At 68.9% G+C, this 21,680-nt stretch carries 18 protein-coding genes, 4 tRNA genes and 1 pseudogene; 15 read left to right on the top strand and 8 right to left on the bottom strand.

What is annotated here, in order from left to right:
- Nucleotide 1: 1 nt before the first annotated feature.
- The 12 genes and pseudogenes from ACFQZQ_RS03370 to ACFQZQ_RS03315 form a co-directional block, all read left to right on the top strand.
- Nucleotides 2-2,491: pseudogene (locus ACFQZQ_RS03370) on the top strand (DNA internalization-related competence protein ComEC/Rec2); the annotation flags it as partial.
- The gene (locus ACFQZQ_RS03365; RefSeq protein WP_386811648.1) at nucleotides 2,385-3,047 is read left to right on the top strand and encodes a MotA/TolQ/ExbB proton channel family protein; all 663 of its coding nucleotides are present in this window, start codon (nucleotides 2,385-2,387) and stop codon (nucleotides 3,045-3,047) included. The pseudogene ACFQZQ_RS03370 and the gene ACFQZQ_RS03365, both read left to right, overlap by 107 nt.
- Nucleotides 3,047-3,484, top strand: a complete 438-nt coding sequence (locus ACFQZQ_RS03360; RefSeq protein ID WP_386811647.1) for an ExbD/TolR family protein — start codon at nucleotides 3,047-3,049, stop codon at nucleotides 3,482-3,484. The genes ACFQZQ_RS03365 and ACFQZQ_RS03360 overlap by 1 nt, the downstream gene beginning before the upstream one ends.
- Before the next feature lie 53 nt (nucleotides 3,485-3,537).
- Complete coding sequence (gene msbA, locus ACFQZQ_RS03355; protein ID WP_386811256.1) at nucleotides 3,538-5,274, top strand: lipid A export permease/ATP-binding protein MsbA; 1,737 nt, start codon at nucleotides 3,538-3,540, stop codon at nucleotides 5,272-5,274.
- Nucleotides 5,271-6,314, top strand: a complete 1,044-nt coding sequence (gene lpxK / locus ACFQZQ_RS03350) for a tetraacyldisaccharide 4'-kinase (RefSeq protein WP_386811255.1) — start codon at nucleotides 5,271-5,273, stop codon at nucleotides 6,312-6,314. Before msbA ends, lpxK begins: the two co-directional genes overlap by 4 nt.
- 82 nt (nucleotides 6,315-6,396) lie before the next feature.
- Nucleotides 6,397-7,173: a 3-deoxy-manno-octulosonate cytidylyltransferase gene (gene kdsB / locus ACFQZQ_RS03345; protein WP_386811254.1), complete on the top strand. Its 777-nt coding sequence runs from the start codon at nucleotides 6,397-6,399 to the stop codon at nucleotides 7,171-7,173.
- A 202-nt stretch (nucleotides 7,174-7,375) separates the two neighbouring features.
- Nucleotides 7,376-9,247: an excinuclease ABC subunit UvrC gene (uvrC, locus tag ACFQZQ_RS03340; RefSeq protein ID WP_386811253.1), complete on the top strand. Its 1,872-nt coding sequence runs from the start codon at nucleotides 7,376-7,378 to the stop codon at nucleotides 9,245-9,247.
- The gene (gene pgsA, locus ACFQZQ_RS03335; RefSeq protein ID WP_386811252.1) at nucleotides 9,244-9,822 is read left to right on the top strand and encodes a CDP-diacylglycerol--glycerol-3-phosphate 3-phosphatidyltransferase; all 579 of its coding nucleotides are present in this window, start codon (nucleotides 9,244-9,246) and stop codon (nucleotides 9,820-9,822) included. The genes uvrC and pgsA overlap by 4 nt, the downstream gene beginning before the upstream one ends.
- A 38-nt stretch (nucleotides 9,823-9,860) precedes the next feature.
- Nucleotides 9,861-9,936 (top strand) — tRNA-Gly (locus ACFQZQ_RS03330).
- A gap of 150 nt (nucleotides 9,937-10,086) precedes the next feature.
- Nucleotides 10,087-10,160, top strand: a tRNA-Cys gene (locus tag ACFQZQ_RS03325).
- Nucleotides 10,161-10,319: 159 nt separating this feature from the next.
- Nucleotides 10,320-10,406 (top strand) — tRNA-Leu (locus ACFQZQ_RS03320).
- 19 nt (nucleotides 10,407-10,425) lie between these two features.
- Nucleotides 10,426-11,718 carry a nucleotide sugar dehydrogenase gene (locus ACFQZQ_RS03315; protein WP_386811251.1) on the top strand — a complete coding sequence of 431 codons (1,293 nt, stop codon included), beginning with the start codon at nucleotides 10,426-10,428 and terminating at the stop codon, nucleotides 11,716-11,718.
- Nucleotides 11,719-11,812: 94 nt separating this feature from the next.
- On the opposite strand, the gene arsC is transcribed toward ACFQZQ_RS03315, so the two are convergent.
- The 3 genes from arsC to ACFQZQ_RS03300 all read right to left on the bottom strand — a co-directional run bounded on the left by arsC (nucleotide 11,813) and on the right by ACFQZQ_RS03300 (nucleotide 14,015).
- Nucleotides 11,813-12,166: an arsenate reductase (glutaredoxin) gene (gene arsC / locus ACFQZQ_RS03310; protein ID WP_386811250.1), complete on the bottom strand. Its 354-nt coding sequence runs from the start codon at nucleotides 12,164-12,166 to the stop codon at nucleotides 11,813-11,815.
- Nucleotides 12,167-12,265: 99 nt separating this feature from the next.
- Nucleotides 12,266-12,340, bottom strand: a tRNA-Val gene (locus ACFQZQ_RS03305).
- A 64-nt stretch (nucleotides 12,341-12,404) separates the two neighbouring features.
- Nucleotides 12,405-14,015: a histidine kinase gene (locus tag ACFQZQ_RS03300; RefSeq protein WP_386811249.1), complete on the bottom strand. Its 1,611-nt coding sequence runs from the start codon at nucleotides 14,013-14,015 to the stop codon at nucleotides 12,405-12,407.
- Between ACFQZQ_RS03300 and ACFQZQ_RS03295 the strand changes: the two genes are divergently transcribed.
- The gene (locus ACFQZQ_RS03295) at nucleotides 14,006-14,647 is read left to right on the top strand and encodes a response regulator (protein WP_386811248.1); all 642 of its coding nucleotides are present in this window, start codon (nucleotides 14,006-14,008) and stop codon (nucleotides 14,645-14,647) included. The genes ACFQZQ_RS03300 and ACFQZQ_RS03295 overlap by 10 nt on opposite strands.
- Nucleotides 14,648-14,885: 238 nt before the next feature.
- On the opposite strand, the gene ACFQZQ_RS03290 is transcribed toward ACFQZQ_RS03295, so the two are convergent.
- Nucleotides 14,886-15,740, bottom strand: coding sequence for a hypothetical protein (locus ACFQZQ_RS03290; protein ID WP_386811247.1), 855 nt, complete (start codon nucleotides 15,738-15,740; stop codon nucleotides 14,886-14,888).
- Between the two features lie 172 nt (nucleotides 15,741-15,912).
- On the opposite strand from ACFQZQ_RS03290, the gene ACFQZQ_RS03285 reads away from it, so the two are divergent.
- Entirely contained in the window at nucleotides 15,913-16,308 is a 396-nt protein-coding gene (locus ACFQZQ_RS03285; protein ID WP_386811246.1) for a phasin family protein, read from the top strand.
- 224 nt (nucleotides 16,309-16,532) lie between these two features.
- Here the strand turns inward: ACFQZQ_RS03285 and ACFQZQ_RS03280 are convergent, their stop codons facing one another.
- Both ACFQZQ_RS03280 and ACFQZQ_RS03275 read right to left on the bottom strand, forming a co-directional pair.
- On the bottom strand, nucleotides 16,533-17,159 hold the full coding sequence (locus tag ACFQZQ_RS03280; protein ID WP_386811245.1) for a TetR/AcrR family transcriptional regulator: 627 nt from the start codon (nucleotides 17,157-17,159) through the stop codon (nucleotides 16,533-16,535).
- An 80-nt stretch (nucleotides 17,160-17,239) separates the two neighbouring features.
- Nucleotides 17,240-17,497, bottom strand: coding sequence for an acyl-CoA-binding protein (locus ACFQZQ_RS03275; protein ID WP_386811244.1), 258 nt, complete (start codon nucleotides 17,495-17,497; stop codon nucleotides 17,240-17,242).
- Nucleotides 17,498-17,650: 153 nt separating this feature from the next.
- Here ACFQZQ_RS03275 and ACFQZQ_RS03270 point away from each other — a divergent pair, with 153 nt between their 5' ends.
- On the top strand, nucleotides 17,651-19,657 hold the full coding sequence (locus ACFQZQ_RS03270; protein WP_386811243.1) for an SDR family oxidoreductase: 2,007 nt from the start codon (nucleotides 17,651-17,653) through the stop codon (nucleotides 19,655-19,657).
- Nucleotides 19,658-19,784: 127 nt separating this feature from the next.
- Here the strand turns inward: ACFQZQ_RS03270 and ACFQZQ_RS03265 are convergent, their stop codons facing one another.
- Together ACFQZQ_RS03265 and ACFQZQ_RS03260 are read right to left on the bottom strand one after the other, a co-directional pair.
- Nucleotides 19,785-20,753, bottom strand: a complete 969-nt coding sequence (locus ACFQZQ_RS03265; RefSeq protein WP_386811242.1) for a restriction endonuclease — start codon at nucleotides 20,751-20,753, stop codon at nucleotides 19,785-19,787.
- 271 nt (nucleotides 20,754-21,024) lie between these two features.
- Nucleotides 21,025-21,651 (bottom strand): phasin family protein, encoded by a 627-nt coding sequence (locus ACFQZQ_RS03260; RefSeq protein WP_386811241.1) that lies wholly within the window; start codon nucleotides 21,649-21,651, stop codon nucleotides 21,025-21,027.
- Nucleotides 21,652-21,680 lie beyond the last annotated feature (29 nt).

Genomic DNA, 21,680 nt, shown 5'->3' with positions numbered 1-21,680 from the left:
CATGCGCGAAGCGGCAAGGATGCCGCCACTGGGAATCGCCGCCACGGCCGCGGTGCTGGCCGGGGTGGCTTCGTGCCTTTGGCTGCCGGCGTTGCTGCCGTGGCCGGTTTTGCTGTTGATGCTGCTGCCGGGCCTGATGTTGTGGTGGCGGGCGACGCGTTGGCGGCTGCTTGGACCATGCCTGGCCGGGTTCGCGCTCGCCGGGCTGCATGCCACGCACGCGCTGTCGGTGCAGTTGCCGCGCGATTGGGAGCAGCGCGAGGTCGTCGTCAGCGGCCGCGTCGTCGACCTGCCGCAGCACGAGCCGCGCCGCACGCGCTTCGCGTTTCGCGTCGATCGCGACGATGCGCAGCCAGCCGCGTTGCGCGGCCGCCTGCTGCGCCTGGCCTGGTACGACAACGACCGCGCTGGCCACGCCCGCGGTGGCTTACGGGCTGGCGAACGTTGGCAGCTGGTCGCGCGCGTGCGCGCGCCGCGCGGCCTGCGCAACCCCGGCGGACTCGACGCCGAGAAGCATGCGCTCGCACAACGGCTGTCCGCGACCGGCTACGTGCGCGACCCCGAGCGCGCGCGTCGCCTGGCGCCGGCGGCCGGCCTGCAAGCCTGGCGCGAAGCGCAGTCGTCCCGCATCGCCACCGCGGTGCCGGCGGCATCGTCGCGCTTCATCCGCGCGCTTGCGCTGGGCGATACCAGAGGCCTCGACGACGGCGACTGGAACACGCTGCGCGCGAACGGCCTGACCCACCTGATCGCGATCTCCGGGTTCCACGTCGGCCTGGTGGCCGGTTTCTTCGCGCTGATCGCCCGTGGCCTGTGGTGGGCGTGGCCGGCCTTGGCGCGGCGCTGGCCGGCACCGATCGCGACCGCCGTCGCTGCCGTGCTCGGCGCGGTGGCCTATGCGGCGATCGCGGGCTTCGCGCTGCCGACCGTGCGCACCGCGCTGATGATCGCGGTGGTCGCCGGTGCCCGGTTGTGGCGACGCCCGTTGCGCGCGGCCGACTCGCTGGCCCTGGCCGCACTGGCGGTGCTGCTGCTCGACCCGTTGGCGGTGCTCGGCGCGGGATTCTGGTTGAGCTTCCTCGGCGTGGCGTGGTTGCTGTGGTGCCTGCCGCACGGCAGTTCGCGGCCGCTGCGCGATTTCCTGTCCGCGCAAGGCGTGGCGACGCTGGGATTGCTGCCGCTGAGCGTGGTCCTGTTCGGCCAGGCGTCGTTGGCCGGCCCGTTCGCGAACCTGGTCGCGGTGCCGTGGTGGAGCCTGGTGGTAGTGCCGCTGTCGCTGCTGGGCATGGGCCTGGATGTGATCCACGCCGGGGCCGGCGATGCGGCATGGCGGCTGGCCTCTTGGTGCTTCGAGCTGTGCTGGCCGCTGTTCCAGTGGATGGCCGGCAGCGGACTGGCGTTGTGGTGGTTGCCCGAGCCGCGCTGGTTCGCGCTGCCGCTGGCCCTGCTGGGCGCGTTCTGGCTGCTGCTGCCGCGCGCGGTGCCGGGCAAGGCGTTGGCGGCGCTGCTGTGGTTGCCTCTGCTGTGGCCGGATCGGCAACTGCCCGCGCGTGGCGAGGCCGAACTGCTGGTGGTCGATGTCGGGCAGGGCCTGTCGGTGCTGGTGCGCACCCGCGAGCACAGCCTGCTGTACGACATGGGACCGGCCGTGCGCGACGGCTTCGACGCCGGTGAGCGTGCGGTGGTGCCGGCCTTGCACGCGTTGGGTGTACGGTGCCTGGATCGTGCGGTGGTCAGCCACGGCGACAACGACCACGCCGGCGGACTCGAGGCGGTGCAACGCGTATTCCCGATTTCCCGGGTCGAGGCGCCCGAGGGCGCGGGAATTCTTGGCGCGAGCCCATGCCGCGCCGGTCAGCAATGGTCCTGGGACGGCGTGCGTTTCCGCTTCCTCCACCCCAGTGCGTACTTCCCCTACCTGGGCAACGAGGCCAGCTGCGTGCTGCGCATCGAAACCGGGCACGGCGCGGCCGTGCTGACCGCCGACGTCGGCGCGGTGATCGAGCGCGAACTGGTCCGACGCGACCGCGCATCGCTGCGCGCGGACGTGGTGCTGGTCGCGCACCACGGCAGCGCAGGTTCGTCCGACTCGGCGTTCATCGCCGCGACCGGCGCGCGCCACGCACTGGTGTCGTCCGGCCATGGCAACCGCTTCGGCCATCCCAAGCCCGAGGTGCTCGCGCGCTGGCGCGAGGCCGGTGCCGCCACCACCGACACTGCCCAGGCCGGTGCGCTGCGCGTCAGGCTCGCGGCCGGCGGGGTGGCACTGGAAACGCGACGCCACGCACACCCGCGGCTGTGGGACGCCGCGGCGCGGTCGGCAGGCGCAGCGGCTGGGCTATCCTATCGGCCGGATTAAGACGGCCACGGGCCGGGGGTTCGCAGTGCTGGAACTGGTCAAGGCTGGCGGTTGGCCGATGATCCCGCTATTGATGCTGACCGTGCTGGCGTTGGCGATCATCCTCGAGCGGGCGTGGACGCTGCGGCGCAAGACCGTGCTGCCGCCCAACCTGGGCAAGGAGGTCCGCGTCTGGGCCAGCGGCGGCAAGCTCGATCCGGCGCATATCGAATCGCTGCGCGTGACCTCGCCGCTGGGCGCGCTGCTGGCCGCCGCGCTGGACGTGCGCAACCGCCCGCGCGACCAGATCCGCGAGCGCATCGAGGATGTCGGCCGCCATCTCGTGCACCGCATGGAGCGTTACCTCAACACGCTCGGCACCATTTCCGCTGCCGGCCCGCTGCTGGGCCTGTTCGGCACCGTGGTCGGCATGATCCAGATGTTCCTGGGCATCCTCGACCACGGCATCGGCGACGTGAACCAGCTCGCCGGCGGCATCGGCAAGGCGCTGGTCTGCACCGCGGCCGGCATGATCGTGGCGATCCCGGCGCTGATGGCGCACCGTTGGTTCCGCGGCCGCATCGCCGAGTACATCGTCGAGATGGAGCACGAGGCGATCCAGCTGCTCGACACGCTCGAACCGCGCGCGGCGTCGGCCAGGGTCGCCCCGGGTGCGCATGGGATCACCCCGACGGTGAGCGTGGACTAATGCGCATCCGCGACCATCGCGCCGATGACGAACCGGAGATCAACCTGGTCCCGCTGATCGACGTGATCCTGGTGTTGATCATCTTCTTCGTGGTCACCGCCACCTTCGATTCGCGCTCGGTGCTCAAGCTCGAGCTGCCGCGCGCCACCGGCGAGCCCAATGACGCCAGCAAGGCGCTGAGCGTGCTGGTCAACGCCGATGGCCGCTATTTCGTCGACGACCGCGAAGTCCTGCGCGACGACCTCGAATCGCTCAAGAGCACGCTGGCCGAAGTCGCCGGCAACGACCGCCAGCGCCCCGTGCTGCTGCGCGCCGACGCTCGCACGCCGCACCAGGCGGTGGTGACGGCCTACGACGCGCTCGGCCAGCTCGGCTTCCGGCGGGTCATGATCGCCACCGCGCCGTCGCCGAAGGCGCAAGCGGGCGAAGCTCGGTGAATGCAGGCCCGGTGAATGCAGGCGCGGCCAATGCGGGCGCGGTGGGCACGTCCATGTCGCCGTGGCAGACCTACAAGCGTCTGATCCGCTTCGCGCGGCCCTACCGGCCTCTGTTGGTGGTCGCGTTGCTGGGCATGTTGGTCGAGGCGGCCGCCGCCGGCGGCTTCACCCGGTTGATGACGCCGGTGGTCAACGAGACCTTCATCAGCAAGAACGCCGAACTCAACCTGCTGCTGCCGCTGGCAATCGTCGCCATCTTCATCGCGCGCGGGATTGCCGGCTATGTCACCGACACGTTCATGGCCAAGGCCGGGCGCAGCATCGCGCGCGATCTGCGCGTGCGCGTGCTGGGCAAGTACCTGCGCCTGCCGGGGCTGCGCTTCGACACCGAGCCAGTGCCGTCGATGCTGGTCCGGCTGGGGTCGGACAGCGACCAGGTTGCGCAGGCCGCGATTGACGCGATGAAGGTCATGGTGCAGCAGTCGCTGCAGGTCGTCGCGATGCTGGTGGTGATGCTGTGGACCAGCTGGACGGTGACGATTGCGATCCTGCTACTCGGCCCGCCGCTCGCGTGGATGATGGACAAGGTCGGCCGCCGCTACCGTTTGATCAGCCACCGCATCCAGGAAAGCGGCGCGCAGCTGATGCAATCGGCCGACCAGACGCTGTCGAACCAGCAGGAAGTGAAGGTCTACGGCGCGCAGGGCGTGGAGCTGGAGCGCTACACGGCGCTGGCCAACACCAACCTCAAGCTGGCGATGAAGGTCGAGTCGACCCGCAGCATCTCCTCGGCCGTGGTCCAGTTGATGGGCGCGGTGGGCCTGGCGCTGCTGCTGTTCTTTGCCGGCCGCGAGGCGATGGCAGGACGGCTGGACGCCGGCGGCTTCGTCACCCTGATGATCTCGATGATGGCGATCATCCCCGCGCTCAAGCAGCTCACCAACGTGCAGGGCATGCTTCAGCGCGGCGTGGCGTCGGCGGAACGGTTGTTCGACGTGCTCGATTCGGCGGACGAATCCGATCCGGGAACCCGAAGCCTGGCCCGGGCGCAGGGCCTGCTCGAGTTCCGCAACGTCGGTGCCCGCTACCCGGGCCAAACCGAGCCGGCGCTGGCCGACATCAGCTTCACCGCGCGGCCGGGCACGGTCACCGCGATCATCGGCCGCTCCGGCAGCGGCAAATCGACCCTGATCAAGCTGATCCCGCGCTTCTACGAGGCCGAGGCCGGCTCGATCCTGCTCGACGGTCACCCGCTGCAGGACTACCGGCTGGCCGACCTGCGCCGGCAGATCGCCTTGGTCGGCCAGCAGGTGATGCTGTTCGACGGCACCGTCGCGGCCAATGTCGCCTACGGCGAGCTGCAATCGGCGATGCCCGAGGGCTTGGAGCGCGCGGTCAGTGGCGCCAATGCGATGGAGTTCGTCGAGCGCCTGCCCGACGGCCTGCAGACCTCGATCGGCAGCAAGGGCGGGCGCCTGTCCGGGGGCCAGCGCCAGCGTCTGGCGATCGCGCGCGCGATGCTCAAGGACGCGCCGATCCTGATCCTGGACGAGGCAACCGCCGCGCTCGACACCGAGTCCGAACGGCTGGTGCAGGACGCGCTCAACCGCCTGATGCCCGACCGCACCACCCTGGTGATCGCGCACCGGCTGTCGACCATCGAACACGCCGACCAGGTGCTGGTGCTCGACCAGGGCCGCATCGTCGAGCGCGGCAACCACGCCGAATTGATCGCCCGCGACGGCCTGTACGCACACCTGCACCGCATGCAGTTCCGCGAGGTGCAATGAACACGACGACCGCATCGACGCGCGGCGCGGGCAGGCAGCCGCCGGGCTACTGGTACGGCGATGCGCCGGTGCCGCTGTCCGCGCGCTGGTTGTCGGCGTTGTATGCCGGGGTCACCTCGTTGCGGCGTCGCTGCTATCTGCGCGGCTGGATGCGGCCGCGCCATCCCGGCGTGCCGGTGATCGTGATCGGCAACATCACCGCCGGCGGCGCCGGCAAGACCCCGCTGACGATGGCGCTGGTCGAGCGGCTGCGCGCCGAAGGCTGGACCCCGGGCGTTGCCAGCCGCGGCTACGGCCGCGACCAGGCCGCGCTGGCGCTGTGGATCGAGGCGGACACCGACCCGCTGCTGGCCGGCGACGAACCGCTGCTGCTCGCGCGTCGCACCGGCGTGGCGTTGCGGGTCGACAGCGACCGCGCTGCCGCCGCGCAGGCGCTGGCCGATGCCGGCTGCGACGTCGTGGTCTGCGATGACGGCCTGCAGCACTACCGGCTGGCGCGCGACATCGAGATCGAGGTCATCGACGGCCGCCGTCGCTACGGCAACGGCCAGCTGCTGCCGGCCGGGCCGTTGCGCGAACCACCGGCGCGCGGGTCGCAGTGCGATTTCCGGGTCGTCAACGGCGGCGAGGGCGGCTTCGGCGAGTGGACAATGCGCCTGCACGCCGGTCAGGCGGTGCCGCTGGCCGGTGGGCGGTCACGCCCGCTGGCGTCGTTCGCGGGCCAGCGCGTGCACGCCGTCGCCGGCATCGGCGACCCCGAGCGCTTCTTCGCGATGCTGCGCGGCGTCGGCATCGCCGTGGTACCGCACGCGTTTGCCGACCACCACCGCTACAGCGCCGCGGATTTCGCGTTCGGCAGCCGCCTGCCGGTGCTGATGACCGAGAAGGACGCGGTCAAATGCGCCGGGCTGGGGTTGGAATCAAGCTTCAGCATCCCTGTTAGTGCCGAGCTGCCCGAAGCGTTCTGGGTGGCGTTGCTGGACCGTCTGCGCAGCAAATACCCGGCATCCCGGGCGTCCTCCGGCGCGACTTCCCGGTAGATCGAGCCGATTCCCCGCGACGTCCCAGCTGACATCGGTAAAGGGATCACGCACATCCTCCCCGCGATCACAAGATCAGACCATGAGTGCAGCCCTGGATTTCGTCGTCGCCATCCCCGCGCGTCATGCCGCCTCGCGATTGCCGGGCAAGCCGCTGCGGCTGCTCGCAGGCGAGCCGCTGGTGCTGCACGTCGCGCGCCGCGCGCTGGCCGCCGGTGCACGCGAGGTCTGGGTCGCCGCCGACGACCCGCGCATCGCCGACGCGCTGTCCGGCAGCGGCGTGCGGATCGCGATGACCTCGGCCGCGCACGCTTCGGGAACCGACCGCCTAGCCGAGTGCGCGGGCATCGCCGGCTGGAGCGACGACACGATCGTGGTGAACCTGCAGGGCGACGAGCCGTTCGCGCCGGCCGCCGGCATCCACGCGGTCGCCGAGTTGTTGCGCGCCAGCGGGGCCGACATGGCCACCTTGGCCGCGCCGGTGGAGGAGGTCGACACCCTGTTCGATCCCAACGCGGTCAAGCTGGTGCGGGCCGACAACGGCGATGCGCTGTATTTCAGCCGCGCGCCGATCCCGTGGCCACGCGACGCGTTCGCAGGTGATCGCGAGCGCATTCCCAGCGGCGACCATTGGTGGCGGCACATCGGCATCTACGCCTATCGCGCCGGCTTCCTGCGCCGGTTCGCGGCGATGCCTGCCGGCCGCCTCGAACAGGTCGAGTCCCTGGAACAACTGCGCGTGCTCGAAGCGGGCTTCCGGATCGCGGTGATGCCCACGCCTGCGCCGTTCCCGCCGGGTGTCGACACCCCCGACGATCTCGCGCGCGCCCAGGCGCGCATCGACGCGGGGCAGGCCTGAGCCAGGCGTCGCAGGAACGCGCCGGCATATGCCGCGATGTGTGGCGTGGCGTCCCGGCCCCGCCTTGCGCTGACGCATAATCGACCCAACCTCTGGAGCCGATGTCCGCGCCCGCAATGACCGAAGTTTCTACCCCGCCAGCGCGACTGTGCGCTCCCGCGCGCGCGCCGCTAGCCGCGTCGGGCAGGCAAGGGGATGGCGCATGAGCAAGGCCAAGCCCCCGGTCTTCGATGGCAAGGACTTCGTCCGCAACCTGAGTACCGCGCCCGGCGTGTACCGCATGATCGCGGCCGACGAGGGCGTCCTCTACGTCGGCAAGGCCGGCGCGCTGCGCAACCGGGTGTCCAGCTACTTCAACGCCACCCCGAAGTCGGCGCGGATCATGGCCATGCTCGCCCAGGTCGCGCGCATGGAGGTCACGGTCACGCGCACCGAGACCGAGGCGCTGATCCTCGAGAACCAGCTCATCAAGTCGCTGAAGCCGCGCTACAACGTGCTGCTGCGTGACGACAAGAGCTACCCGTACGTGTTGATGACCAACGAGGCGTGGCCGCGCATCTCCATGCACCGTGGCCCACGCGCGGTTCCGGGACGCTATTTCGGCCCGTACGCGAGCGTGCTCGCGGTACGCGAGACGCTCAACCTGATCCACAAGCTGTTCCGCCTGCGCAGCTGCGAGGACAGCGTGTTCCGCAACCGCTCCCGGCCCTGCCTGCAGCACCAGATCGGCCGCTGCAGCGCGCCATGCGTGGGGATGGTGCAGGCCCGCGACTACGCCCAGAGCGTGCAGCGCGCGACGTTGCTGCTCGAGGGGCGCAGCGACGAGCTCACCGACGACCTGGGCAAGGCGATGGAGGCGGCCAGCGCGCGCCTGGACTTCGAGGAAGCCGCGCGCCTGCGCGACCTGGTGGTGTCGGTCCGCAGCCTGCAGGCGCGCCAGTACGTCGACGGTCGCGCCGCCGACCTGGACGTGTTGGCCATCGCGATGCAGGGCGCCGCGGCGTGCGTGCTGCTGCTCGCGTTTCGCGACGGCCGCAACCTGGGCACGCGCGCCTTCTTCCCCAAGACTAACGGCAGCGACAGCCCGACCGAGGTGCTGGCCGCGTTCGTGTCGCAGTACTACGGCGAGCAGACGCCGCCGGGTGAGATCGTGCTCGACCGCGAGATCCCCGACCGCGAGCTGCTGGAGCAGGCGTTCGCTGCCACTGCCGAGCGCAAGGTGCAGATCAAGGCCAGTGTCCGCGGCGAGCGCGCCGGTTACCTCGACATGGCGCGCCGCAATGCCGAGATGGCGCTGGCCAGCGAACGCACGAGCCACGCCGCGCAGCACGCGCGTGCCGAGGCGCTGCGCGAGATGCTCGGATTGGCGGCGCTGCCCTCGCGCATCGAGTGTTTCGACATCAGCCACACGATGGGCGAGGCGACGGTCGCGTCGTGCGTGGTGTTCGATGCCGAGGGGCCGGTGCGCGGCCAGTACCGGCGCTACAACATCACCGGCATTGTCGGCGGCGACGACTACGCGGCCATGCACCAGGCGATCGGGCGCCGCTTCCGGCGCGCGGTGGAAGAGTCGGGCGTGGTGCCCGACGTGCTGCTGATCGACGGCGGGGCAGGCCAGGTCGCACAGGCACGCGCGGCACTGGATGACCTCGGCGTCGAGGGCGTGATGCTGGTCGGCGTGGCCAAGGGCGTCGCGCGGCGTGCTGGCGACGAGGAACTGCTGCTGCCCGACGGCCGCATCCTTCACCCCGGCGCGGAATCGCCGGCGTTGCAACTGATCCAGCAGGTCCGCGACGAGGCCCACCGGTTCGCGATCACGGGTCACCGCGGGCGGCGCCAGAAGGTGCGCAACAGCAGCCGCCTGGAGGACATCCCCGGCATCGGACCGCGCCGGCGCGCGAACCTGCTGCGGCATTTCGGCGGCCTCGGCGGACTCAAGGCGGCCGGGGTCGAGGAAATCTCGCGCGTGGAAGGTGTCAATGCCGCCCTCGCCGAGCGCATCTATGCCACCCTGCACGGGTTGCAAGCCCCGGACGCGGCCATGCCGACGACGACCACGCGGAGTGATGGATGAAGTTGACGGTTCCCACCATGCTCACCCTGGCGCGGATCGTGTTGATCCCGGTACTGGTGCTGGTGTTCTACCTGCCGTTCAAATGGACCAACTTTGCGGCCGCCTTCATCTTCGCGTTCGCGTCGGTCACCGACTGGCTCGATGGCTGGATCGCGCGGCGCTACAACCAGTTCTCCGCGTTCGGCGCCTTCCTCGATCCGGTGGCGGACAAGCTGATGGTCGCGGTGGCCCTGGTCATCGTGGTCAGCGTGAAAAACGGCCCGGAAGCGGTATGGATGGCGCTGTTCTCGGCCGTCATCATCGGCCGGGAGATCGCCGTTTCGGCGCTGCGCGAGTGGATGGCCGAACTGGGCGAGCGGGCCACGGTCAAGGTCGCCGCGATTGGCAAGATCAAGACGATCGTGCAGATGGTCGCGCTGACCTGCCTGCTGTACCAGGAGCCGTTCATGGGCCTGCCGATCTACCTGATCGGCGAATGGCTGCTCGCTGTCGCGGCCTTGCTGACGCTGTGGTCCGGCCTGGCCTACCTGCATGCGGCGTGGCCGATCCTGAAAAAAGATTCACTGAACAGTTGACACAAATCCGCATATCCGTAAAATTCTCGTTCTGTTCTGCGGGAATAGCTCAGTTGGTAGAGCACGACCTTGCCAAGGTCGGGGTCGAGGGTTCGAGTCCCTTTTCCCGCTCCAAACACAGGGGGCAACCCCATCACAAAACCCCGCGTGCGGGGTTTTGTGTTTTTAGGTGGTTCGGATTCGCTCAGTGCGGATTCAAGCGACACGATCTAAGGCGATGGCAATCGCCGCCCCAAGCGCTATGCTTGCGGGCAACGCGTCACCGGCCGGGTGGCAGAGTGGTTATGCAGCGGACTGCAAATCCGCGTACGCCGGTTCAATTCCGACCTCGGCCTCCAAATTGAAAGCCCGCTTCGGCGGGCTTTTTCTTTGGCGCGGCGGCTGCACCGTCGTGGGCGGGTTCGTGCGTAGCGTCGCGGCGATTGCGCGAAGCGATCCCTTCGCCTGGCCCTCGCGCGCGATGGTCTGTCGTAAGCTAGGCGCCGCAACGCGACCATGCCCGGGTGGCGAAATCGGTAGACGCAGCAGACTTAAAATCTGCCAGCCGCAAGGCTATGCCGGTTCGAGTCCGGCCCCGGGCACCACCAGCAACCAGGGCAGGGCATGCACGATCCGCGGAATGGACTTCGAGATGCGCGAATCGCCGTCATCGGATTGGGCTACGTCGGGCTGCCGCTCGCGGTCGAGTTCGGCAAGCATTACGACACCTTGGGCTACGACATCGATGCCCATCGCATCGAGCGGCTAGGCAATGGCGACGACGGCAACCGCGAAGCTAGCGCCGAGGAGATCGCCGCGGCACCACGGCTGGGTTTCACGCATTCGCTGGAGGCCCTGCGCGACTGCAACGTCTTCGTGGTGACCGTGCCGACGCCGGTCGACGAACACAAACGTCCGGATTTCTCGCCGCTGCTCAGTGCCAGTCGCGCGATCGGCGGCTTGCTCAAGCACGGCGACACGGTGATCTATGAGTCCACCGTGTACCCGGGCGCGACCGAGGAGATCTGCGTGCCGGAGCTCGAGCGCGCGTCCGGGCTGCGCTTCAACCAGGATTTCTTCGTCGGCTACAGCCCCGAGCGCATCAATCCGGGCGACCGCCAGCGGCGCTTGACCGACATTCCCAAAGTGACCTCGGGCTCGACCCCGGACACCGCCGATTTCGTCGACGCGCTGTACCGCACGATCATCCGCGCCGGCACCCACAAGGCGTCGAGCCTGATGGTGGCCGAGGCCGCCAAGGTCATCGAGAACACGCAGCGCGACGCCAACATCGCCCTGATCAACGAGTTCGCGCTGATCTTCCAGCGCCTGGGCATCGACACCACCGAGGTGCTCGAGGCCGCCGGCAGCAAGTGGAATTTTCTGCCGTTCCGCCCGGGTCTGGTCGGAGGTCACTGCATAGGCGTCGACCCGTATTACCTGATCCAGAAGGCGCAGGCGGCCGGTTATTACCCCGATATCCTGCTCGCATGCCGGCGCATCAACGATGCGATGGGCGGGCACATTGCGGCGGAAGTGATCAAGTTGATGATCCAGCGTGGCATCGCCGTGGCCGGTTCGCGCATCCTGATCTTGGGCATCACCTTCAAGGAAAACTGCCCGGACCTGCGCAACACGCGCGTGGTCGACCTGGCGAAGCAGTTCAGCGAGTACCGCGCGCAGGTGGACATCCACGACCCTTGGGCCGATGCCGACCAGGCGCGGCGCGAGTACGGCGTCGAACTGCTGAAGCAGACACCAGCGGCGGCGAGCTACGACGCGATCGTGGTCGCCGTCGCGCACGACGAGTTCCGCGCGCTGGGCGCCGATGGCGCGCGCAGGTTCGGGCGCGGCAACGCGCTGCTGTACGACATCAAGAGCCTGTATCCGCGCGAGCAGGTCGACGCGCGGCTGTAGCCAAGCGTGCGCGGCGATTCAGATGATCCGTCAGACATAGTCAAGACGCGCGACAGCAAGCTGCCGTAGCCGGCCGCGCTGGTGCCCGATTCGGTCAGTCGAGCAGTTCGAGCACGCGCTCGGGTGGTCGGCCGATCACCGCACGGCCGCCGTGCACCAAGATCGGGCGCTCGATCAACCGCGGATGCCGCACCATCGCATCGATCAGCACGGCCTCGTCGAGCCCGGGCCGATCCAGCCCGAGCTCCGCGTACTCTGGCTCGCCCGTTCGCAGCAGCGCATGCGCGGGCAGGCCCAGCATCGCAAGCAGCTCGCGCAGTTCCGCGGAGTTCGGCGGGGTGTCCAGGTAATGGACGATCTCGGGCGTGATCCCGCGTTCCTGCAGCAGCTCCAAGACTCGGCGCGACTTCGAGCAGCGACTGTTGTGGTACAGGCGGATGTCGTTCATCGCGAATTCCTGGGCCGGGCATCGGCCGGGTCGTCATCGGCCGGATCATCATCGCGCAGAAACAGAAAAAGGCCGGCTTGCGCCGGCCCTTTTTGCAACTGGTGGGCGGTGCAGGGTTCGAACCTGCGACCCTTGCCGTGTGAAGGCAATGCTCTACCGCTGAGCTAACCGCCCGAATTGGCCGCGAAGTATACAGGAACCATAGCTGGAATTGCCAAGCCCCCTGCCGTTTGGGCGCTCAGCTCGGGACGCCCGCGAAGGCCGCCTGCGGCACCCACATCTGCACCGCGTGGCGCGGGCTGCCCGACTCGGCGTTGAAGTCGTAGCGGGCGCCGATGGCGTCGGCGCGGTCGCGGATGTTCAGCAGGCCACGACCGGGGTGTTGGGTGTCAATGTCCAGCCGGCCGGCGTAGTCGCCGATCTGCAGGGCGAGTTCGGCGCCACCGACGCGCGGCAGCAGGGTCAGGTGGATGTACACGCGCTGGCCGCAGCCGTGCTTGGCGCAGTTGGTGGTGGCTTCCTGGCAGATGCGGTAGAGGGCGCTGGCGATGTTGTCGGGCAGGGCGTCGACGTCGCCATCGATCTGGCAGCTGTAGTCGATGTCGTGGTCGGCGAGCATCTCGGCGAACGGGCCCTCGGCCAGCGCGCGCGCTAGGCCGAAGCGGTCGAGCACGGCCGGGTGGAGGGAGTTGATGACCTCGCGCAGGTGGGCGTGGGCGTCGTTGACCAGCGCGCGGATTGAGGCCAGGCCATCGCGGACGTCGGGGTCGACCGCGGTGCGTTCGACCACGCGCAGGCGGGTGGCGATCGCGGTCATGTCCTGACCAATCTGGTCGTGCAGCTCCGCGCCGATGCGGCGGCGCTCCTGCTCCTGCAGCGAGGCGATGCGGTTGGCGGCCTCGACCAGCTGGGTGCCGCGCATCGACAGCGCCTGCACCGTCGCCGACAGCTCGCTGCGCTGCTGCTGCTGGGTCTCGCTGGCGACGCCGAGCAGCAACACCGCGCTGCCAATGACTGCGACCAGCAACTGCATCTGCCCTGGCCCCCACAGTTGCGCCACGGGCTCGGCGATCGCATGCACGCCGATGCTCAGCAATCCCAGCGCGACCGTCGCCGGTCGCCAGCCGAAGCGGTAGGCCAGCCCGAACGCGGGGAAGAGCGATAGCAGCAGCGGGTACACGGGGGCTTCGAGCGCGGGCAGCGCGGACAAGCCCAGCGCGACTGCCAGTGGCACCAGCACTAGGCCGTCGGCCAACAGCGCGCGCCACGGCAGTCGGCTGGGGCGGGCCTGGTCGTGCAGGACCAGCAGCAGCGGCACCATGATCACGATGCCGGCGAAATCGCCCAGCGCGTACGAGACCAGCGTCGCGGCGAGGCTGGCCGGCAACACCCCGTCGTCGTTGAGGTCGATCGCGGTCAGCGCGACGGTGGTGAAGATCGCCGCCAGCAGCCCGGTCGCGAGCAGGCGTGGGAGGACTTCGCGGGTGGGGCGTTCGCGGCCGTGGCGGCCGATCCCGCGCAGCACCAGCGCGTAGATGCACCACGGCAGCACCGTGGAACTGACCAGCCCCGGCAGCGACTGGAACGCACCGCGCGCGAGGCTGAGCGCGAGGATGCCGAGCCATTCGACCAGCGCCAGCATCCACCACGCGCGGCGCGGCAGCAGCCACAGCGCACCCAGGCGCAGGCCCGCCGGTAGAAACCAGTAGATGCTGGAGCCGGCGAACAGCGCCGCCCACGCGATCGGGTACAGCGCCAGCCACGGCCACAGGATTCGACGCCGGGGCGTCGGGTGCGCTTCAATGGCCAACTTGCTCACCACGCCTTCGGGTTGGTTCGATGTCGCCACTAAGAATTGTCCTGGTCGATGACCACCCGATCGTACGCGCCGGCTTCAAGCAGTTGCTGGAACTGGAGCCGGGCTGGCAGGTGATCGCCGAGGTTGGCAGTGCGCAGGCGCTGGCGGCGTGGATGCTGCAGGCCACCTGCGACGTGCTGGTGCTCGACCTTTCGCTGCCCGACGGCGACGGACTGGTGATGCTCCGGCACCTGCTGGCGCAGCGGCCGGAACTGGCGATCGTGGTGCTGACCATGCACGACGGCGCGCTGTACGTGCAAGACGCGCTGGCCGCCGGCGCGCGCGGCTACGTCACCAAGCGCTCGGCACCGGACGAACTGGTCGACGCGATCCGCGCGATCGGCCGCGGCGAGATCTACCTGGGCAGCGACGTGCGCAATCACGTCGCCGGCGCCAGCGCGGCCGGGGGGCACGACCAGTTGCCGGAACTGACCGCGCGCGAGGCGCAGGTGTTCCTGCTGCTGGCGCGGGGGCATTCGGTGGCGCGCGTGGCGGCGACGATCGGCATCAACGCCAAGACCGCCTACGCGCATCGCACCAACATCTACGCCAAGCTCAAGCTGGGCTCGGACCACGAGCTGCGGCTGCTGGCCAGCCGGCGCGGCCTGGTGGCGCTGGACTGACCGCGGCTGTTGCGGCTGCCGGCGAACAAAGCCACAGCAAATCCCCCTTGATCCCCCTTTTCCAAAGGGGGAAAGCATCCTGTCCCGCCCGACATCTTTCCCTCCTTTGCAAGCATTTCTCCTCCTTTAGAAAAGGAGGCCGGGGAGGATTTGCTGTTGCTGTTGCTGTTGCTGTTGCTGTTGCTGTGCCACGGCGCAACTGTGCTGCCGCGGTGGGCGTGCCAGGCGGTAAAGCGCGTCATTCGAGCTGCGACCGGGCGTAGGCCGCGTCCAGCGCCTCCATCGCATCGAGCGGCTTGAGCTTGGCAGCCTTCTCGTAGGCGGCCGCGGCCGCGGCTTCCTGCTTGTCGCCGTGCAGCAGCATCAGCACGTTGCCGTGCTCGATGTGGGCGATCGGCGAATCCGGGGTCAGCTTGAGCGCGGTCTTGATGTGGCGGTCGGCCTCGGCGGCCTTGGCGCCGTAGGTCAGGCCGCCGAGCATGGCGCCGACCTTGCCGATGATCTCGGCGTGGTACAGCGCCATCGCGGTGTGTGCCTCGGCATGCTTCGGCGACAGTTCCAGTGTGGCGTCGAGCGCGCTGCGCACCTTGCCGGCGATGCCTTGCTTGATCGCTTTGAGCAGCCCCAAGTGCTGGCTGTAGCGGCCCAGCGCGAAGGCGTGGCGGTAGTGGCTGTTGGCCTCGTTGGGCAGCGCCTTGACCGCGGCTTCGGCGAGTTTGGACGCCTGCTCGAAGCGCTTGAGCTTCTCGCCGTCGTCATCGACCAGATAGGTCGCGTGGATGCCCAGCGCCTTGACCGCGACCGACGCGCCCAGAGGCCCGAGTTTCTCGCCGGCATTGAACGCGGCCTGGAAGTCGCCGCGGTGGAACGCACGCCAGGCGTCCTGCAGTGCCAGGGCCAGCGCCTCGGCATCCAGCCCCTTCGGCGCGGCCTTGCCGGCCGCCGCGAGCAAGGCCGCGGCATGCTTTGCATCGGGGTAAGGCTCGGTGTCGCCGGCGTGCAGTTTCGGCCAAGCCTTTTTCAACGCGTCGCCGGCGTAGGCGAAGCCCTTGGCGTCGTGCGGAAACGCAGCCCAGGAGGATTTGGCAGCCATCGACGGTCCTTTGTTGGTCGGTTGGCGCCCAGCATCCCGCCGTCGCCCCATGCTGTGCAAGGGCTGCTCTGCAGGGATGGGGCGGTGCCGGCGCTAGTGTGATTGCTCCATGGGGACGCGCCAAAGTGCCCACCGTGAAGCCGGCCCAACGGTCGGCGCGCGGAGCAAACCGATGGCTGCCAAGAACCGCAAGTCCCCTGCCACCCAGACCACCGCGCGCCACGTGTGGCTGGCTGGCTTGGGCGTGGTCGCCATGACCCGCCGCGAACTGGTCGATGGCAGCGCGCGTATGGTCGAGGGGCTGCAGGCGTTGCAACGCCGCGCCGCGCAGCTCGCCAACGGTGCCACCAGCAACGTGCGCCATGGCCTCGACAACGTGCGCGGCCAGGTCGAGCCGACCGTGGTCAGGTTCAGCGGCGAAGTCGAGGCGCGCTTGGCGCCGGTGCTCGACAAGCTCGGCTTGAAGCCGAAGGCCGCCAAGCCGGCCCGACGCAAGCCGGCGGCGACCAAGGCGGTGCGCCGTCCCGCGGCCCGCAAGCCAGCCCAGCGCACGGCCCGCTCGGCCTAAAGTCTCTCTCTCCACCGTAAGTGGACGACAGCGCCCTCGCGAAAGCGGGGGCGTTGTCGTTATGGGGTTGCTGCACAGGCAGGACTTTTAGCTTCCCCCTTTGAAAAAGGGGGATTGAGGGGGATTTGCGCTTGTGCCAGCACCCTCCTGTGGAAGCCGGCAAGCAAAAGCAAATCCTCCCCGGCCCTCCTTTTGCAAAGGAGGGGGCAGAGCGGTGTCTGCAATCAATCGAGGTAGGCGCGAATCAGGGTGTTGAGGTGCACGCGTTCGGCGTCGCGCAGGAACGGTGCCATCAACATCATCACCTGGACGATGCCGTCGCGGATCGCGGCGTGCTCGTCTTTGTCGCCGCGCGCGGAGGCGTAGTTGAGCCAGAACGTGGCGATCACCAGCACGTTGGTCGCGGTCGCGGCGAGCTCGTCGCCGGAGGCGCGCATCACCCCGGCCTGAGACAGCCCGCGCATCACCGCGTGGGCCTGCTCGTCGGCACGCCGTAGGATGCGCGCGAAGCGCAGCCGCACGCGGCGGTTGCGGCTGAGGATCTCGACCAGGTCGCGATACAGGAAGCGGTAGTCCCAGATGCACTCGAACACCAGGTGCAGCTGCAGCCAGATGTCCTCCAGCCCCGGCAGCCTGCCTTGCGGCGCGGCGAGCGCGGTGTCCATGCGCTCCTCGTAGCGCGCGAACAGGTGCTCGATGATGTCGTCCTTGTTGCGGAAGTGGTAGTACAGGTTGCCCGGGCTGATCTCCAGCTCGTCGGCGATATGGTTGGTGGTGACGTTCGGCTCGCCCTGCGCGTTGAACATCGCCAGGCTGGCGTCGAGGATGCGCTGGCGGGTGTGCTTGGCCACGGGTCAGTACGCCGGGTGCCGGAGCGGGCAGGTGTTCGGCATCGATCCGTTCGCGCGGCGCCGGCCCGCCATCGACGGCATCAACCGCGCAGCTTGTTGACGAGGTCGACGTACTTCTGCATCGCGTCTTCCTGCCCGGTGCCCTTGAGCTTGGCCCAGGCCTCGTATTTGGCGGTGCCGACGAAGTCGAAGAAGCCCGGCTTCGGCCCGCTGACGTCGCCCTCTGCGCCCTGTTTGTAGAGCGCGTACAGGCGCAGCAGGGTCTCGTTGTCCGGCCGTTCTGGCAGGTCGTGCACGGCCTTGGCGGCCTGCTCGAACGTGGTCTTGAGGTCCGACATGGCTGTTGCCCTCCCAGGCGCGCGACGTGTGGCCGAATGACAGCATGCACCGTCTGGGTGGTCAATACGGCGGGGAATTGTGGGTCGCCCCGCGCTCTGGCACCGTAGTGGCCTAGGCGCCGCATCGCGGCCGACCATGGGGCAGGAGAGGGCATGAGCTACTTCGTCACCGGCGCGACGGGATTCATCGGACGCTACCTCGTCAGCAAGCTGCTCGCGCGCAAGGGCACCGCCAAGTCGCCCGGCCTGGTCCACGTGCTGGTGCGCAAGGACTCGCAGAAGAAGCTCGAAGCCATCGCCCGGAAGATGGGCTGGGACATGAAGCGCGTGGTGGTGGTGACCGGCGACATGACCGCGCCCAAGTGCGGGCTCAGCGCGGCGCAGCTGCGCGCGCTGTCGGGCAAGGTCAAGCACTTCTTCCACCTGGCGGCGGTCTATGACCTCACCGCCAGCGCCGAGTCGCAGCGCAAGGCCAACATCGATGGCACGGCACACGCGCTGGAACTGGCGGTGGCGATCAAGGCCGGCTGCTTCCACCACACCAGCTCGATCGCGGCGGCGGGCTTGTACCCCGGCGTGTTCCGCGAGGACATGTTTGATGAGGCCGAGGGCCTGGACGACCCGTATCTGCGCACCAAGCACGATTCCGAAGGCCTGGTCCGCAACGAGAAACGCATTGCGTGGCGCATCTACCGACCCGGCATGGTCGTCGGCCACTCGCAGACCGGCGAGATGGACAAGATCGACGGTCCGTACTACTTCTTCACCTTTCTCAAGAAGCTGCGCGAGATGCTGCCGCCGTGGATGCCGACGCTCGGCATCGAGGGTGGGCGGATCAACATCGTGCCGGTGGACTTCGTGGTCGACGCGATGGATCACATCGCGCACAAGTCCAAGCTCGACGGGCAGTGCTTCCACCTGACCGATCCGGAACCGATGCGCGTAGGCGAGGTGCTCAACACCTTCGCGCGCGCCGGCCACGCGCCGGAGATGACCATGCGCATCGACGCGCGCATGTTCGCGTTCGTGCCCAGCGGCGTGCGCGGCGCGGTCGGCAACCTGCCACCGGTGAGGCGCTTCATTGGCATGCTGCTGCGCGACTTCAAGATCCCCAAGGAGACCTTGAAGTTCATCACCTATCCGACCCGTTTCGACAACCGCGAGACCGAGCGCGCGCTCAAGGGCACCGGCATCACGGTGCCGCCGCTGGACAGCTACGCGTGGCGGCTGTGGGACTACTGGGAACGCCACCTCGACCCGGACCTGTTCGTCGACCGCACGCTCAAGGGCAAGGTGCGCAACAAGGTGGTCGTGATCACCGGCGGCTCGTCGGGGATTGGTTTGGCGACCGCCGAGAAGGTCGCCGCCGCGGGCGCGGTCACGATCATCGTTGCGCGCGGCGAGGAGGAGCTGTTCAAGGCGCGCGACGCGATGAAGGCCGCCGGCGGCAAGGTGTTCGCCTACACCGCCGACCTGGCCGACCTGGCCGACTGCGACCGGCTGGTCAAGCAGGTGCTTGCCGAGCACGACCACGTCGACATCCTCATCAACAACGCCGGCCGCTCGATCCGCCGTTCGATCGAGCTGTCGTACGACCGCTTCCACGACTTCGAGCGCACGATGCAGCTCAACTACTTCGGCAGCCTGCGCCTGATCATGGGCTTCATGCCGAAGATGACCGAGCGCCGCCGGGGCCACATCATCAACATCAGCTCGATCGGCGTGCTCGCCAGCTCGCCGCGGTTCTCGGCCTACGTGGCCTCGAAGGCGGCACTGGACGCGTTCAGCCGCTGCGCGCAGGGCGAGCTGTCGGGCAAGGGCATCAGCTTCACCACGATCAACATGCCGCTGGTGAAGACGCCGATGATCGCGCCGACCAAGATGTACGACAGCGTCCCCACGCTGACCCCGGACGAGGCGGCCGACCTGCTGGTCAAAGCGATCATCGAGAAGCCCAGCCGGATCGCGACGCGGCTGGGCATCTTCTCGGCGCTGCTCAATGCGGTGGCGCCGAAGGCCTACGAAGTGGTGATGAACACCGCGTTCGAGCTGTTCCCGGATTCGGCCGCGGCCAAGGGCGACAAGAAGGGCATCAAGGACGAGCAGGCCAGCAACGAGCAGATCGCGTTCGCCGCGGTGATGCGCGGCGTGCACTGGTAGCCTCGACTGGCGGAACGGGGTCGTAGGGCCCGGTTCCCCGGCCGTTCTCGCGGTCCTGTGCGGCAACTGTCTGCCGCGGGCGTCAGGCTTGCCAGCCAATCGCTCGCGGCTGGGCGGGTGGCGTCGGTCAGAACAGCTGGCACTGGACGAAGCGCACCGCCGATGCGCTTCCGGGCGGCGGTTGCAGGTGCAGGCGCGCGGCACGCAACTCGTCGAACCGCTCCAGGGCCTTGCAGATGCGCGCCACGCGTTGGTCGTCGTCCTGCGCGCTGACGTAGACCAATAGCGTCGAGCGGGTCGACCAAACCGCGCGCTCGATGCCGGGCAACGCGGAGACGACTTCCATCACCTGCCGGCGCTGCTCGTCCTCGCTCAGCATAGGCGCGGGCGGCAAGGCGGCCTTCGGCGTGGCAGCTGGCGCTGGCGCGCGTGCCGCGGGCGGTGGCGCAGGTGCGGGAGAGGGCGTGGAAGTCATTGCGGGACCAGGAGGTGCAGGGCGTGGCGACGAATCGGTAAGCGCCAATGCAAGCGCCCCCCCGAACAACAGCGCCGCCAGCCAGGCACCCACCAGCGCGCGTTTGGTGCGGGCGAGCGCCTGCTGGGCGAGATGCTGGTGCAGGCTGGGCGGCAGCAGCGGATCGACCAGCGGCCACAAGGTCGCGCCGTCGATCAGCTCGATGCCCTGCGACCGCTCGCGGGCTTGCGGTTCGATCCGGCCGAGCGTGGCGAGGATGCCGCCGGCAGCGCCGCTATCGCGCACTGCGATGGCCAACTCGGCCACCTGGGCCGCGCTGATCCGGTAGTTGGCGCTTTGCTTGCAGCTGAGCAGCCAGGTCTGCTCGCCGCGGCTCAGCAACAGGTCGGCTTGCTGGCCCGAGTCAGCCGCCGGCTCGATGCGGCTGGCCTCGAAACCCTGCGCGTGCAGTGCCTCGATCACGAAGCGCGAGAACTCGCGCCAGCGCATCCCGGCCAACGCGCGGATGCCGCCGCTGACCTCGAGCTGCTTGCGACGAACCCACCACAAATACGCACTCAGAGCCCCACCAACCACCAGGGCGATCCCGAGCGCGTTCACTACCAACAAAACCGTGGGCATGCGTTTCCTGCGCCTGCTGCGAACCCGCGCAATATACCGTCGCGCAGGTGCGCGATAAGTGAGTTGCGGCACGTCTGGGCAGATCGGATGCCGGGCGTTCACCGCGCCTTCCGGTCGAGTGGCAAGCATGCCCGAGCGGTACGCACAAGAAAGCCCGCCAGTCCGGGGCCGTAAGGGGAGGGGAGCATACGGGCGGGCGAACTGGCGGGCTTGGAACGCGCGCGGCCGTGCCGCGCGGTGGTGCCGGAAGAATTGCCGAAAGAACTGTCGGTTATGGCGCGATCGGCGGCTTCGGCGTGGCGATCGACTTGCGCGCGGTCTTCTTCGCGGCCAGCTTCTTCGCGGTGGCTTTCTTGGCAGCGGGCTTCTTCGCCACGCGCGTGCTGGCGGCGCCAGCCGGGGCGGCTTTCCTAGCGGGCTTGCGCGCGGCAGAGGTAGCCGCTGGCTTGCCGCCGCCTTGCTTGCGCAATTCGGCGGTCAACGTGTCGACGCGCCGGCTCAGGTCGGAGATATCCGCGCGGCCCGGCACGCCGAGCTTGACCAACGCCCGGTGCACGCGGTCCTCGAACACGCTTTCCAGCCGGTCCCAGGTATCGGCGGCGCGTTCGCGCGCGTGGCCGACCTTGGACTCGACCGCATCGCGCACGGCCTCGGCCTGGCCACCGGCGAATTTGCGCGCGGTCTGCTCAAGGCCCAGACCTTCCTTGACCAGTCCTTCGAACAACTTGGTGCCCTCGGCCTGCGCGCGGCCAAACGCACCCACGCCCGCGAGCCAGATCTGCTGCGCCGATTCGCTCAGCGATCTCGACAGGCGCTCGGCCTGTTCCTGCGCGCTCGGGCTGCCGCTCGAACGGGTCTTTCCAGCGGTTTTCTTCGCAGTCTTCTTGAACGTGGCCATGGGGTTGCCGCTCCGGGCGTGATGGTGTC

The organism is Lysobacter koreensis, from assembly GCF_042677045.1.
In the GTDB taxonomy this organism is placed as follows: domain Bacteria; phylum Pseudomonadota; class Gammaproteobacteria; order Xanthomonadales; family Xanthomonadaceae; genus Lysobacter_K; species Lysobacter_K koreensis.
The sequence above is the reverse complement of the archived record's forward strand: the minus strand, read 5'-3'. Positions and strand labels throughout refer to the sequence as shown.

Bases quoted from the DNA above. Each gene is read 5' to 3' on its own strand.
- ACFQZQ_RS03285 (WP_386811246.1), top strand. From the start codon at position 15,913: ATGGCTGCCAAGAACCGCAAGTCCCCTGCCACCCAGACCACCGCGCGC.
- ACFQZQ_RS03260 (WP_386811241.1), bottom strand. From the start codon at position 21,651: ATGGCCACGTTCAAGAAGACTGCGAAGAAAACCGCTGGAAAGACCCGT.
- ACFQZQ_RS03265 (WP_386811242.1), bottom strand. From the start codon at position 20,753: ATGCCCACGGTTTTGTTGGTAGTGAACGCGCTCGGGATCGCCCTGGTG.
- uvrC (WP_386811253.1), top strand. From the start codon at position 7,376: ATGAGCAAGGCCAAGCCCCCGGTCTTCGATGGCAAGGACTTCGTCCGC.
- ACFQZQ_RS03315 (WP_386811251.1), top strand. From the start codon at position 10,426: ATGCACGATCCGCGGAATGGACTTCGAGATGCGCGAATCGCCGTCATC.
- ACFQZQ_RS03295 (WP_386811248.1), top strand. From the start codon at position 14,006: ATGTCGCCACTAAGAATTGTCCTGGTCGATGACCACCCGATCGTACGC.
- ACFQZQ_RS03290 (WP_386811247.1), bottom strand. From the start codon at position 15,740: ATGGCTGCCAAATCCTCCTGGGCTGCGTTTCCGCACGACGCCAAGGGC.
- pgsA (WP_386811252.1), top strand. From the start codon at position 9,244: ATGAAGTTGACGGTTCCCACCATGCTCACCCTGGCGCGGATCGTGTTG.
- kdsB (WP_386811254.1), top strand. From the start codon at position 6,397: ATGAGTGCAGCCCTGGATTTCGTCGTCGCCATCCCCGCGCGTCATGCC.
- arsC (WP_386811250.1), bottom strand. From the start codon at position 12,166: ATGAACGACATCCGCCTGTACCACAACAGTCGCTGCTCGAAGTCGCGC.
- ACFQZQ_RS03360 (WP_386811647.1), top strand. From the start codon at position 3,047: ATGCGCATCCGCGACCATCGCGCCGATGACGAACCGGAGATCAACCTG.
- ACFQZQ_RS03270 (WP_386811243.1), top strand. From the start codon at position 17,651: ATGAGCTACTTCGTCACCGGCGCGACGGGATTCATCGGACGCTACCTC.
- ACFQZQ_RS03275 (WP_386811244.1), bottom strand. From the start codon at position 17,497: ATGTCGGACCTCAAGACCACGTTCGAGCAGGCCGCCAAGGCCGTGCAC.
- msbA (WP_386811256.1), top strand. From the start codon at position 3,538: ATGTCGCCGTGGCAGACCTACAAGCGTCTGATCCGCTTCGCGCGGCCC.
- lpxK (WP_386811255.1), top strand. From the start codon at position 5,271: ATGAACACGACGACCGCATCGACGCGCGGCGCGGGCAGGCAGCCGCCG.